Below are 13,779 nucleotides of genomic sequence, written 5' to 3'. Positions count from 1 at the left end.
GGCTAAAAAGCATGATCGAAGCGTTTTTTCACAGCAGCAGCCCGGCTTCCTGATATGAATTCCCGGAACAGGTGTAAGACCTCACTGAATCGAAAAATCACTGATTCATTTTCAGGTTATTGCGCAGAATGCTTACCTTATCAGATTGCAGGCAACCGGATTATATTACTATAAGACAAATACAGCTTTTCACGAATGGCTTCCGAAACGGAACAGGCAAGGCAGGTTAGGTCACTAAAAAACAGGGAGGAAGACTACGCCCTTGTTGACCGTGCAAAACTAAATGAACAAAAAGCATTTGCGCGACTGATGGAAAAGTATCAGGTGCAGCTGCATTTTCATGTTCAGAAAATTGTGCGCGATAAAGAAATTGTTGAAGATTTGGTTCAGGAAGCTTTTCTGAAGGCCTTCGACAACATACACACCTTCGACCCGACCTACGCATTTTCGACCTGGCTTTACCGGATTGCGACCAACCATTCGATTGATTATCTCAGAAAGAAAAAAATGCGGACGCTTTCTATAGATGAGCCGGTTCGGTCAAAAGACGGTGACATGAAGATAGAGCTGCCTGATCACGACAGTGAAACGGATTCAGAGCTGATTCGCAAACAACGGGAGCGCATTATCAAAGAAGCCATCGACAGCCTGCCGGATAAGTACCGCACTATTATTAAGCTGCGCCATGAGGATGACAAAAGCTATCAGGAAATTGCCGATATGCTTGAGCTGCCTTTAGGCACGGTGAAAGCACATATTTTCAGAGCAAGAGAGCTGCTGAACAAGTTCCTGATCGAAAAAAGAGGTCAGTTCTGATACCGTGACGGTGCTGTATTATCACATAGCGGAAAAATCTCAGTTTGAGGCGGCCCAAAACGGTATTTATGCCCCGGATGCATACGAAGCTGAGGGGTTTGTTCATCTGTGCAGTGCAGCTCAGCTTTCGGGTGTTTATGAAAGGTATTATAAAGGGCGGAAAGGATTGGTCTTGCTTTTTATTGCGTTTGAGCAGGAAGACTTTTTAAGCCGGACATTGATCCTCGAAGATCTTACAAATAGCGGTGAACGCTTCCCGCACTATTATGCCCCGATTCCGATCCAAAAAATTAAGGGTCATCACCCTCTTGAACCGAGGGATGATGACCCGTTAACACTGGATAAATATTTTTTGTCCGTAATTAATAAGGTGTCGTCGCTTTAATTACAGCCTGTTCCGCTTACCACGAACGAGCTCATGACGTTCAACACCTTTGAACTTCATGATATAATTCATGCCAAAAGCCGTTGACGGGGTATGGAAACCCGGCTTAACCGTGTCAGCTGTAACCCTTATGGCTGCATCGGCCGCGATCTGAGCTGTAAGGGTGTAAGCTTCGGGAGTTTTGAGCAGGAAACTTTTGCGTGAAGTAATATCGTTTACCGTTACATAGATACGGCTGCCACCTTTTTCCCGCTCGCTCAGGCTTGGACCCTCAGGCTGACGCTCCACCCATGAAGCAAGAAAGCTGCTGAATGGTTTACGTTTAACAATACCATGAAACAGCCCGGCAAGTTTTGCGAGCCTTGCAAATCGATTTGGCATTGCCATATACACTTCGATATTCGGAATCTGCGTAGAATAAAAAGCGGAAGAGATATCGCCCCAAGGAATGGATACGCAGGTACGCACTTTATCCCGGAAGTCAATTTTATAGCTTTTGTGAGCTATTCTCACAGGGGTGAGGAGTCCGCGTGATCTGATCACACCTCCTTCCTTAAATTGAGACAAAGAAGTACGCATGGTTCCGCGTGAGGGCCGCCCGCCCAAAGAAAGACATAAACGAATCGTTCTTGCACCCGGGAATTTATTTTGTGCAAATGCAATCAGGCAATCAGACGGGGCAACATCGAAACCTGCTCCGGGAAGAACAACACAACCGTTTTGCTGAGCTTTTTTATCCAATAAACTTAACTGCTCGATAACGGCGAATTCACCGGTTACATTAAGGTAGTTTATGCCACTGTTCACACATGCTTTAGCGAGCCTTAGTGACGTATATCTGAACGGACCAGCACAATTTAGAACTGTTTTGAACGGACTAATAATGGTAGTTAGTTCGGGTGTATTCAGTTCGAAAACAAGATATGGTAACCCGGTTTTTTCAGACTGCTGTTTTAGTTTATCTTCATTTCTGCCCGCAAGGGTGACACTTAAACCCCTGCGCTGGAACTCATCTACAGTGAGATTACCTGTAAATCCATAAGATCCATATACTAATATATCATTCTGCATTTCAGTTTGATGCATATTTACTCATGATTGATGGTTAGACTAACACTTGACCTGTATTCAACCTAAGAAGTGAATCAGCTACAGTAAGTAATATTTCGAATACCCTTAGTGCGGATATGATTTAGGTGCCTGCAATTTTCAGCTGTTTAGCTGTGTAGCCCGGAATTGAAGGTGCATTATTTCCGAGGCGTTTGCTATAATACGGGTTTAACGTTTATTAGTAAAATTATTTACGGATTATTTCTGCTTCTTTATTATCGGGCAGGTACAAAAGGTAGCTGCATAATTGTGATTAGTCGCTGCAGCTTAAAATGTTATCTTATGATTCATAATCGCTTTATGTGCAGCTCTTAGTTTATTAAAAACCTTTAATTTCAGACTCTGAACTATGGCATCAAAAAAGAGAAAACTGTTTTTTGTTTCATTTGCGGCAGTAATTGCTATTATCGCTGTACTCAGTTCCAATAATGTTTTCAAAGAAGACCCCGGCTATTTCATTGTGCCGCACGGTGATCATAATCATTACGTGCCACATGATTATGACCGGAATATAAACATTCATCAGTTTCCGCAGCGCCCGCCAAGAGATGGGGAAAGGATTACACCTGACGGCAGGATTGTTAGGGATGTTGATACCGGAATTCAGTTTTTTGAACGTCCGGCACCAAATGCCGAATCTGAAGACTGATCTTCAATAAGATTATTACGACAGGATTTGTGATTAAACAGTTTATTAAAAAATATTAATGATAAACCTGTCTGTGTAAGTCTGTTTCGGGAAAAAGATCATTGCCATTACAGATGTGGTCTGCAATGCAAATTCCGCAATAAGGCGCAAACATTATGCCTTTTGAACCAAAACCGGACGAAAAATATATCCGCTTTTTACCCGGTATGAGCCCTAAAAGGGGCAGCCTGTCAGGGGTTGTGAGGCGTATGCCCGCCCATGATTTTGTAATAGAAAGTTGCTGCAACCGCACCCCCGGAAAACTCTTTGGTACTTTTTTGAGCAAAAACTCCGCAGACTGTGCGGTAGGATTCAGATCCTTGAAATGATGTTCGTAAGTACTTCCGACAACCACACGATGCGAGTGTAAGGATACGTAGCCTCGGGAAGAAACCGACGGACTGAAAGTCTCGGGTAAAAAGCGCTTTATTTCAATCGTCTGTCCTTTTACAGGGTGTAGGTTAAACTCAACTGGCTTTATGATTTCTTTGGATGAAGCGCCTGCTGCTAACAGCACTGATTCAGCCGTTATAGCGCTGCCATCTTCGAATCTTACCTCAACTCCGGTTTTGCTTTCATCCAGATTTACGACCTTTCTTTCTGAAATACGGCACGCATATTTTTCGGTCAGCATCTGATGCAGCCCCTTGATCAGGGCTGGCGTATCAAACGTCATTCCTGCTTGCACCCAAAGGCCGCCCCAGCGGTGCTCTGACTCAGGAAACCGCTCTTTTAGTTCGCCGGGCTCAAGCCAGCTTACCCAGCCCTCAGGCCAGCCTTCGGTTTCAGCTGATTTCTTGAAGTGTAAGGCCATTTCCTCATCAAGTGAAGGCCGAAGTACTCCTGTTTTACTCACAAAGCTGTAATGGCCCAAAAATTCGGTCAGTTCATCAATCATCCCGTGTAATGCCTTGTGACACTCTTCCGCACGCCAGCCTTTTTTTGCACGTAATGCAGCTGCCGGATTGTACAACGCAAGCGGTACCATGCTTGCCGTTTGAACTGCGATGCTATTTTGATGGGCTACTTCTGTTTGAAGCCCTCTCTTTGCCAGTTGAAGAGCTGCACAGCTTCCGGCAAGACCTCCTCCGATTATGAGGATGCTTAGCACTTTCCCCATGGGATTACCTCAGACTGATTTTTGATGTCAAAAAAATGACGCCCGCTTCCTGCATTTCGCTGAGTGCCTGTTCAGCATCGCCGGGGTTGAGGTTTACCGGTGCGATGGCGTCAGTAAACACAAATGTCTTGAATCCGGCTTTGAGCGCATCCATCGCGGTTTCTTTCACGCAGTACTCGGTTGTGAGGCCACAGAGGTACAGTTCTTCAACCTGTCGATCTTTTAAATAGGATTCAAGGTCGAGATTTGTGGCTTCAAAGGCAGAGTAGCCGTCATCCGAATTGGCCGTTCCCTTATCGAAAATCTGCGTGACCGGGCGAAGGTTCAGCTCCGGATGAAATTCCGCGCCTTCGGTATTACGCACGCAATGCACCGGCCACTTTTCGAAATGCACCGTTTCTTCCGGATGCCAGTCGCGTGAGGCAATCACAAGCCTGAAATCTTTGGCCAGCTCATTAATTACCGGCAAAATTTTGTGTCCGTCTTTAACGCCCAGCGAACCGCCGGGACAAAAGTCATTCTGAAGATCAACTATTAAAAGGGCTCTCATGTGCTGTTTGTTCTGTTTATTAAAGATAGTGTTGATTGAGGTGTACGTCCGTTATTTCAAACAGATTGCCTGTAAATCCTGCAAGTCCCGGCTTATTTCGACCGGGTAGATGTTGCCCAAAGCCTCTGCTCCGATAAAGCCAGAAAGCCTTGCTTTTTCTTTCCGAAGCCTTTCGCGAATCTGAGAAAGCTTTGCGCCGCTGAACGGATCGCCGCTTACGAATTTTTCTGTCCGAATTGCCCGCAGCTTTCTTTCTTCTCCTTTGGGACGCCCTTCACGGCTGAGGGAGATGTAATCTCCCGTAATCCGGTCTTCATCCAAAACCCGCCAAAGCTGCTTTTGACCCGGCAGGGTGATTTTTTCGGGGTTATCGGAGTGCTTCATCACCGCTTTGCCGTTCAGCTCGGAGAGCTTGAAAACCCCATTCAGGGCCGGGCTGCCGTCTGCCGCGAGCAGTTTGGTTCCCACACCAAAAACATCGGCGGTTACCGGCAGCCGGTTCAGCTCACGGATGCGGTGTTCATCGAGGTTATCAGAAACCACAATTTTCACATAGGGAAGCCCGGCATCGTTCAGCAGCTTGCGGGCTTTTGGGATGAGGATGCTGAAGTCGCCGCTGTCCAGCCGGATTCCGAACAGCTTGTGGCCGGCCGCTTCCATTTCTTTGGCTACGGTGATGGCTTTGGGGATGCCCTCACGGATGCTGTCGTTGGTATCCACCAGAAAAACGGCTTTCTGAGGGAAATGCCGGGCGAAGGTCCGGAAAGCATCATCCTCTTTATCAAAAGCCTGTACCCATGCGTGCGCGTGCGTGCCGCCCGTCGGGTGACCGTACTGAACGGCGGACCACACATTTGAGGAGCTGGCGCATCCGCCGATGTATGCCGCGCGTGATGCATGGAAGCCGGCAAAACCCTGTGACCGCCTAAGCCCGAAATCGAGCAGCAGCTGACCCGGAAGCAGGGCGTCGGCCATGCGGGACGCTTTGGTCGCAATCAGGGATTCGAAGTTCAGGATGTTGAGCAGCAGCGTTTCCGCTAAAAGCCCGTGCGCGAAGCTCCCGCTTACCTGTACAACAGGTGTGTGTGCAAAAACCAGGGTGCCTTCCGGCGGAGCTTCAATGGTGAGGCGGGGCGGATTCCGGTGCAGCCAGGAAATAAAGCCGGGATCAAAGCCCAGTTCGTGCAGGGCTTTACAGCTCTCATCATCAAAAACGAAATGCCGGAGGGCGTCGGCAAGGGTCTGCAATCCCGCAAAAACCACGTAATTTCCGCCGAACGGATAATTCCTGAAGAAGTAGTCGAAGCATGCAGTCTCCTCATGGCGGCCTTCTAAAAACAGGGCCTGTGCCATGGTGAGCTCGTAATAATCGGTGTATAAACCGTTAACTGCGTGCAGCGGGTGGTTCATGGTTTAAAGCGAGTTCAGGATTGTTTACCTTTGGAGCCGGAGCATCCTGTACGGTCTGAATGGACGCGGGTACCGGCTTGTTTTACAATATCGTTTTTAATGAACTGTTTTCATAACCTCTGATGCGTTTCAAACCATTTCTTTGCCTTCTTTTTTTGATGAGCGCCGGCTTCTGTCAGCTTTCCGAAGCCCGGCAGGCGGAGCCGAATGAAGCTGTTTTACTCCGCGAAGCCCTCGACACCCTCAGCGGAAGCAGCATCTTGAGCGGTCTCAGCGAACCGGTTTCGGTGCAGTCGAACCTACCGGAGTACAACCGTCAGCTGCTGTTCAACGAGCTGATGCGCCTGGGCACGCAGCTGCGGCTCGACGGCGAAGGCCCTCAGCTGCAGTTCATGTTTTACCCGCGAAACAGCCTCAGGCAAATTAATCCGGCTGAGGCCGAGCGGCGTATAGCAGGGGAGGTTCAGCTTTTTCTGAGTGATGCCGGCCGTACCCTAACCCAAACCGAAACCCTGACCTTCCGCTACAGCGATACCATCCCCTTTGAAAACCATGAGGCGCTTGTGAGCGACTGGCCCGCAACACGGTTTCACGAAACAGAAGCCCTGCAGGTACGCAACCGCTGGCGTGAGTACGGTCAGCCGGCCATCATTGCTGTCGCAACGGGTATCACCGTTTATCTTTTATTCAACATCCGCAGCAGCTGAAACTATTGGACTTAGATTTGATGAGATTCATGACTCAAAAAACGGCTGTCATTTGCGGCTTAATCCTTGCCGCGTTTTTCCTCTTGCGCTGTGCCACACCCACACAGCCGACCGGCGGACCGCCGGATACCTCACCGCCCGTTGTTATCGGCACTTTCCCGCAAGACGGCACTGTGAATTTCTCAGGTGATGAAATCCGCTTCGATTTCAACAAGTACATGAACCGGCAGTCGTTTGGGAATGCGTTCCGGATCGATCCGATTGCGGGGGTCAGGTATGAGGTGAGCTGGCGCGGACGCAGCGTTCGGGTGCGTTTCGAGCAGCCTCTGCCCGATTCAACGACCGTAATTTTTACCCTGGGCACCGAACTTTCCGACCACAACCGTAACCGGATGGCCAACCCTTTTGTGCTGGCACTTTCCACCGGTGATACGATTGATGAGGGTGAAATCGAAGGTCGCATCATCGATGCGCGGACCGGACGGGGCAAGAGAGATGCTTTTGTTTTCCTGTACCGTTTCCCGTTCGATTTGGAGGAACGCGCGAGCTACGTGGCCGAAACCGACACGGCCGGACGCGTAACCTTCACCCATCTTGCTGAGGGGCTTTACCGCGCCATTTGGGTTGATGACCGCAACCGGAACCGGATATGGAACCCGGCGAACGAAGCGGCCCGACCGTTTTACCGCGAGACGGTACGCGTGCAGGAAGGTCAGCCGGCGAGCCTCGGCACCCTTTTCGTGAACGAGCCGGACACAACACGGCCAACGCTTCAGGGCATCGGCCTGTTTTCATCAACCCGGCTGCGCCTGCGCTACAGCCGCGATATGATGATTCAGCCCGAGGCCGAAATCCGGATTCTGGATTCGCTGGGTCAGGATTTTACGCAGGCAGTGCCGCTTTTCGCAGACAAGCAGCAGGCAGATGTTGTTTTCGCGCAGGCGCTCAGGCCGCTGCCCGAAAATCAGACCTTCACCCTGCGCAGCCGCGGCGTTACGGATTTGCGCGGCAACGAGCCGCGAACCTCTGACCGGACCTTTACCGGATCTTCTGCCGCGGATACCACGCACGTACGCATGACGCGTCATCTCACCGAGCGCGGGGTGCGGGGCAGCGAGCCGATGATTTTTGAATTTTCGACCCTGCTTGCAGGCACAAGCGTCGTGGACTCACTGGAAGTCGTGCAGGATGAAGTGATTTACGAAGCCTGGGAGCCGCTCGAGGTGCAGGATAACCTGCTGCTGCTTTTCCCGCCGGATATATGGGATGAGTCGAGCGACTACACCATCCGGATTTACGACGAGTTTGCAGGCACGCGGCGCAATATTTCCTCGAAAATCCTCCCCCGAAGCGGACTCGGATCGCTGAGTATCAGCGTTGCAGAAGCAGGCAGGATGGAAGGCGTTCTGCACCACATCAGCCTGCTTGATGATGCCGGTAACCTTGTTTTTGAAGGCCAAACGGAGGATGAGCTCACCATCGCCGACCTGCCGCAGGGGCGGTACACCCTGCTTTCTTTCCGGGATGATGACGGCGACGGCCGCTGGTTTCGGGGTGAAGTGCAGCCGTTCCGGGCACCGGAGCCCTTCGTTGCGCAGCGCAATCTGGAGGTACACGGCCGCATGGAAGGTGAAACCGAACTCGAGTACCCGCACCTGCCCGCCCGCGCAGAACAGCCGGAGGGTGACGAAACCGAGGAACAAGCCGAGTCCGGAGGCGAGCCCGCAGAGGGTGATGACGACCCCGGCGAATCCGAACCCCGGGAAAATGAGCCGGATGATTTTTAAGCTTCGAAGTTTGAACATCCCGGGAGCACATCCCCCGAAAAAACACAACGAATTAATACCTGTTTTAACACCGTCCTGAGTTGTAAAAGCCGTATTTTAGCGCATAAAAAGCGCTTCCAGCATTTTGGAACCCAAAGAAAAGAATTTCAAGAACTTATCTACCCTTATGAGTACAAGCAGCCCGGCAACACAAAGCCCGACCCAAACCGCAGCAACCGAATGGCAGCAGCCTGAACGCTACAAGCCGACACACAAAATCCGTTTTGTGACGGCAACGAGCCTGTTCGACGGGCACGATGCCTCCATCAATATTATGCGCCGCATTTTACAAACGACCGGGGCAGAGGTGATTCACCTGGGGCACAACCGCAGCGTGGGCGAAATTGTGGACTGCGCCATTCAGGAAGACGCGCAGGGCATTGCCATCAGCTCGTATCAGGGCGGGCACATTGAGTTTTTTAAGTACATGGTGGACCTGCTTCGGGAAAGAGGCGCGGGGCACATCCGCGTGTACGGCGGCGGCGGCGGGGTGATTGTTGAGCGCGAAATCCGCGAGCTGCACGACTACGGCGTTGCCCGGATTTTCAGCCCCGAAGACGGCCGCACCCTGGGCCTGCAGGGCATGATTAACCTGATGATGCAGGAGTGCGACTACGAAACCACATCCCTCGAAACCATTGACGTGCTTCAGCTTAAGCAGAAAAACAAGCGCGTGCTGGGCCGCTGCATCAGCGCGATTGAAAACAAGGCAGAGCAGCTGATGCATTTCAAAGACGGCATGCTGCTCTACAACGGCGGCAGGGAAGTGCTTCAGTCGAAAAACGGGAAAACCATCCCCGTAATTGGCATCACGGGTACGGGCGGGGCCGGAAAAAGCTCCCTCACCGATGAGCTTGTGCGCCGTTTCCTCACCGAATTTGAAGACAAAACGATGGCCATCATTTCCATCGATCCTTCGAAGCGCAAAACCGGCGGCGCCCTGCTGGGCGACCGCATCCGCATGAATGCGGTGTACAACGACCGGATTTACATGCGAAGCCTCGCAACACGGGCATCCAACCGCGCCACAAGCGAGGCCATTCTGGGCGCGATTGAGCTGTGCAAGGCGGCCTCTTTCGATATGATTGTGGTTGAAACGAGCGGCATCGGGCAAAGCGAATCGGAAATTGTGGACATCACCGATCTGAGCCTGTACGTGATGACGAGCGAGTACGGCGCGGCTACGCAGCTGGAGAAAATCAACATGCTGGACCTGGCCGACCTCATCGTGCTCAATAAATTTGAGAAAAAAGGTTCACAGGATGCGCTGCGCGATATCCGCAAGCAGTACAAGCGCAATCACAACCTCTGGCATGCCGACGAGATGAGCCTGCCGGTGTACCCGACCATCGCGGCGCAGTTTAACGATGAGGGCGTGAACCGGCTGTTCAGCGCTTTGGTGCGGCTCATCAACAAGCACTACGCACTCGACTGGAAGTCACAGCTGTTTGCCGATCCTACGCCTGCGGACGACCTGCACAAGCAGGCCATCATTCCGGGAAACCGGGTCCGGTACCTGTCCGAAATTTCGGAATCAGTGCGGGAGTATCACGCATGGGCCGCCCGGCAGGCGGACGCTGCGGCGCGCCTCAATGAAATTGAGGGCACCATCACACAGCTCGAAAACTGGAATCCGGCCGACAAAGATCAGATTATGGTGCGCATGGAAGAGATGCGGGAGCACCTCCGCGCAAAGCTGGACCCCATCTCGCTCAACATCCTCAAAAACTGGGATAAGATGGCGGAGCAGTACCGGCAGAATGTGATGGAGACGAAGGTCCGCGACCGCGTAATCCGCAACGAAATGTACCGGATTTCCCTCAGCGGGCTTAAAATTCCGCGGGTTGCATTGCCGCAGTTTGGCGGCTGGGGCGACCGGCTGCGCTTCGCCCTTAAAGAAAACGTACCCGGATTTTTCCCCTACACCGCGGGCGTGTTCCCGTTCAAACGCGAAGGGGAAGATCCTGCCCGTATGTTTGCCGGTGAAGGCACGCCGGAGCGGACCAACAAACGTTTTCATTATGTGAGTGAAGGGCTGCCCGCCGCACGGCTTTCGACGGCCTTCGATTCGGTAACGCTCTACGGCGAGGACCCCGACCTGCGGCCCGACATCTACGGCAAAATCGGCAATTCCGGGGTGAGCATCTGCACCCTCGACGACATGAAAAAACTGTACTCCGGCTTCCGGCTCACTGAGCCGACGACCTCTGTTTCCATGACCATCAATGGTCCGGCCCCGATGATTCTGGCGATGTTTATGAACACGGCCATTGATCAGCAGGTTGAAAGCTGGCTTAAGGAGCAGGGCAAACTCGATGAAGCGAAGCAAAAAATCCGGAACATTTTCGAAGAAAAAGGCATGCCCGTACCTGAATACGGACTAAGCCTGCCGGGCAATTCCGACGGCTACGGACTCGCAACCCTCGGCGTATCCGGCGATAAACTCGTTGATGCCGAAACCTACGCCAAAATTAAGGCAGCAACCCTTCAGGTCGTGCGCGGCACGGTGCAGGCCGACATCCTCAAAGAAGATCAGGCCCAAAACACCTGCATTTTTTCTACGGAGTTCGCCCTTAAGATGATGGGGGACATACAGAAATACTTCACGACCAACAAAGTAAGGAATTACTATTCGGTCTCCATTTCCGGCTATCACATCGCGGAAGCGGGCGCGAACCCGGTAACGCAGGCGGCCTTCACCCTGGCCAACGGCTTCACTTTTGTGGAGTATTACCTCTCCCGCGACCTCGATATCGACGACTTCGCGCACAACCTCTCGTTTTTCTTCAGCAACGGTCTCGATCCCGAGTACGCCGTTATTGGCCGCGTTGCCCGGCGCATCTGGGCCATCGCCATGAAAAACCGCTACAGCGCAAACGACCGCTCACAAAAGCTGAAGTATCACATTCAGACGTCCGGCCGCTCGCTGCATGCGCAGGAAATTCAGTTCAACGACATCCGCACGACCCTTCAGGCGCTGCTTGCGATTTACGATAACTGTAACTCCCTGCACACCAACGCTTACGACGAAGCCATCACCACCCCGACGGAAGAATCGGTCCGCCGGGCGCTTGCCATTCAGCTCATCATCAACAAAGAGCTGGGCATGGCCAAAAACGAAAACCCGAATCAGGGTTCCTTCATCATTGATGAGCTCACGGATCTGGTTGAGGAAGCCATCCTCACCGAATTCGACCGCATCACCGAACGGGGCGGCGTTTTGGGCGCGATGGAAACCATGTATCAGCGGGGCAAAATTCAGGATGAAAGCCTGTACTACGAAACCCTGAAACACAACGGCGAGCTGCCCATTATTGGCGTGAACACCTTCCTCGGCAAGAAAGGCGGGGAGGAAGAGCAGGAAATCGAGCTGATCCGCTCAACCGAAGATGAAAAGCAGCAGCAGATCCGGAATCTTGAAGCCTTCAAGGCAAGAAACGAAGCCGTTTCGGCTGAGTACCTCGACCGCCTCAAAACCGCCGCCCTCACCAACGGCAACCTCTTCGAAGAGCTGATGGAAACGGTCAAGTACTGCTCCCTCGGACAGATCTCGCGTGCGCTATATGAAGTCGGCGGACAATACCGCCGGAATATGTAACACGATTTGCAAACGTCAGGCCGGGGTTTCTATGCAGAGATTCCGGTCTTTGTTTTTTCCGGCATCCTTTTTTTGGGGAAACTCCGTGAACATCACTGGCTTTCGTGCTTTTCCCGGCATCCCAAATCGGCGGATGGCCCCTTGCTTTTTCGTGTTGGGGTTAGGTCGAAAGTCCCGCTTGAGAACCATTTTATTTCTACGTTGCTCTGAATGAAAAATGAAAAATGAATCATTGATCGTAGTAGTTTCACAGCCCCCAAATTGAAAGGTTTCTTTTGCGCATGAACAGACTGAACACAAAGGCTTAGGTATCCGCAAAATTGTGGTAGGTCTGCTCAAGAAAGAAGGTTTTCCGGATCCGGTTTTTAAAGAAACGGACGAATCCTTCACGGTCATCATCCAAAGAAAGAAAACTGAAAACACTGCTTCTTGATGCCATAGGGTTTGGTCACTCCATGTACCGGCAACCGGACATCATGCTGCCGTAAATTTGCTCGATTTCGTGGCTTTCAAAAACCCGGCTGCCCTTCACATGATTTACCGGCTGATGCGCCATCACGTAGGCTACATGTTTGGCTTCGATGGGTCTGTTTTTTTTGAGGCCTCCGATGAGCAGGGGCGAGATGATTTTCATGAACCCGATGCCCAGGATTTCGCCGATGCGCATTTCGTTGCGCTTGCCGAGCAGTCCTGCGGGCCGGAAAAGCATCACCCGGTCAAAGCCTGCATCAACGAAATCTTTCTCGACTTCCCCTTTGGTTTTGAGGTAAAAAATGGATGATTTCGGGTCAGCGCCTATGGAGGAAACAACCCAGGCCGATTTGGCCCCGCCGGCCAGGGCCAGCTTGGCTGCTGCCAGCGGAATGTTGTGGTCAACCTCTTTAAACGCTGCCTGTGAGCCCGCTTTTTTGATGGTCGTGCCCATGCAGTTGTAGAAATCATCACATACAAACAGCTCCGGATGCTGCGCAATGCAGGCGAAATCACAGATGTGCTCCACCAGCTTCGGGTGCTTCATGCCTGTACTTCGCCGCCCTACAACAGCGACGGAGTCGTACATCTCAGAATCCAGCAGATAGCCGAGCAGATGTGAGCCGATGAGTCCGGTTGCGCCTAAGAGAAGTGCTTTTTTTGCCATGATGATGTCCGTTATGAGTTAAAAATTTGGTGAGGGATAAAGGCCGTTTTTTTTATCGATGGATGGAGCCAAGCCTGAACGGGCCGCCTAAATCCAGGTCATAATTTCGGCCGGTTTTTTCCGCTTGTTGTCCGGCACGGTGCAGCCCTCAGCCGGGTAGCCGACCGGCAGCACCATCACCGGGGTCTCGTTCGCGGGGCGGCCGAGCATGTCGTTCAGGAATTTCATCGGGTTAGGGGTGTGCGTAACCGTAGCAAGACCGGCCTGATGTAACGCGGTGATCAGCAGGCCGCAGGCAATACCCACCGATTCATTAACATAGTAATTTTTGCGGCGGATGCCGTCAACTACGCGGAAGTTTTCCTTAAAGACCACAATCAGCGCGGGGGCATCGGTCAGGTAGGGTTTTGAGAAATCCGTCTGAAGCGGGG

The 13,779-nt window shown here is 51.9% G+C and carries 13 protein-coding genes; 6 read left to right on the top strand and 7 right to left on the bottom strand.

Going from position 1 to position 13,779, the window contains the following annotated elements; translation table 11 throughout:
• The first annotated feature begins 195 nt into the window (after nt 1–195).
• A complete protein-coding gene (locus LAT75_RS06345) occupies nt 196–816 on the top strand; it encodes a sigma-70 family RNA polymerase sigma factor (RefSeq protein WP_291481795.1) in 621 nt (206 codons plus the stop codon).
• A gap of 4 nt (nt 817–820) precedes the next feature.
• Entirely contained in the window at nt 821–1,201 is a 381-nt protein-coding gene (locus LAT75_RS06340; RefSeq protein ID WP_291481794.1) for a DUF952 domain-containing protein, read from the top strand.
• Here the strand turns inward: LAT75_RS06340 and LAT75_RS06335 are convergent, their stop codons facing one another.
• Nucleotides 1,202–2,287 (bottom strand): saccharopine dehydrogenase NADP-binding domain-containing protein, encoded by a 1,086-nt coding sequence (locus LAT75_RS06335; RefSeq protein WP_291481793.1) that lies wholly within the window; start codon nt 2,285–2,287, stop codon nt 1,202–1,204. It lies immediately after the preceding gene.
• Nucleotides 2,288–2,660: 373 nt separating this feature from the next.
• On the opposite strand from LAT75_RS06335, the gene LAT75_RS06330 reads away from it, so the two are divergent.
• Nucleotides 2,661–2,960 carry a hypothetical protein gene (locus LAT75_RS06330; protein WP_291481792.1) on the top strand — a complete coding sequence of 100 codons (300 nt, stop codon included), beginning with the start codon at nt 2,661–2,663 and terminating at the stop codon, nt 2,958–2,960.
• 55 nt (nt 2,961–3,015) lie between these two features.
• Here the strand turns inward: LAT75_RS06330 and LAT75_RS06325 are convergent, their stop codons facing one another.
• From LAT75_RS06325 to pncB, 3 genes are read right to left on the bottom strand one after another with little or no spacing between them, the layout of a single operon-like run.
• Entirely contained in the window at nt 3,016–4,119 is a 1,104-nt protein-coding gene (locus LAT75_RS06325; protein WP_291481791.1) for an FAD-binding oxidoreductase, read from the bottom strand.
• Nucleotides 4,120–4,123: 4 nt separating this feature from the next.
• Complete coding sequence (locus LAT75_RS06320) at nt 4,124–4,669, bottom strand: nicotinamidase (protein ID WP_291481790.1); 546 nt, start codon at nt 4,667–4,669, stop codon at nt 4,124–4,126.
• 51 nt (nt 4,670–4,720) lie between these two features.
• Nucleotides 4,721–6,079, bottom strand: a complete 1,359-nt coding sequence (pncB, locus tag LAT75_RS06315; RefSeq protein ID WP_291481789.1) for a nicotinate phosphoribosyltransferase — start codon at nt 6,077–6,079, stop codon at nt 4,721–4,723.
• A gap of 158 nt (nt 6,080–6,237) precedes the next feature.
• Here pncB and LAT75_RS06310 point away from each other — a divergent pair, with 158 nt between their 5' ends.
• From LAT75_RS06310 to LAT75_RS06300, 3 genes are all read left to right on the top strand, one after another.
• Nucleotides 6,238–6,786: a hypothetical protein gene (locus tag LAT75_RS06310; protein WP_291481788.1), complete on the top strand. Its 549-nt coding sequence runs from the start codon at nt 6,238–6,240 to the stop codon at nt 6,784–6,786.
• A gap of 20 nt (nt 6,787–6,806) precedes the next feature.
• A complete protein-coding gene (locus LAT75_RS06305; RefSeq protein ID WP_291481809.1) occupies nt 6,807–8,573 on the top strand; it encodes an Ig-like domain-containing protein in 1,767 nt (588 codons plus the stop codon).
• Nucleotides 8,574–8,739: 166 nt separating this feature from the next.
• Nucleotides 8,740–12,210 (top strand): methylmalonyl-CoA mutase family protein, encoded by a 3,471-nt coding sequence (locus LAT75_RS06300; protein WP_291481787.1) that lies wholly within the window; start codon nt 8,740–8,742, stop codon nt 12,208–12,210.
• Nucleotides 12,211–12,514: 304 nt separating this feature from the next.
• Here the strand turns inward: LAT75_RS06300 and LAT75_RS06295 are convergent, their stop codons facing one another.
• The 3 genes from LAT75_RS06295 to LAT75_RS06285 form a co-directional block, all read right to left on the bottom strand.
• A complete protein-coding gene (locus tag LAT75_RS06295) occupies nt 12,515–12,649 on the bottom strand; it encodes a hypothetical protein (RefSeq protein ID WP_291481786.1) in 135 nt (44 codons plus the stop codon).
• A 9-nt stretch (nt 12,650–12,658) separates the two neighbouring features.
• A complete protein-coding gene (locus LAT75_RS06290; protein WP_291481785.1) occupies nt 12,659–13,348 on the bottom strand; it encodes an NAD-dependent epimerase/dehydratase family protein in 690 nt (229 codons plus the stop codon).
• A gap of 87 nt (nt 13,349–13,435) precedes the next feature.
• Nucleotides 13,436–13,779 (bottom strand): nitroreductase family protein (locus LAT75_RS06285; RefSeq protein WP_291481784.1); only part of this gene is annotated, 344 nt, incomplete at its 5' end.

Source organism: Cyclonatronum sp. (assembly GCF_022565315.1).
Classification (GTDB): domain Bacteria; phylum Bacteroidota; class Rhodothermia; order Balneolales; family Cyclonatronaceae; genus Cyclonatronum.
Note: the sequence above shows the minus strand (reverse complement) of the source record. Positions and strands in the feature narration are given on the sequence as shown.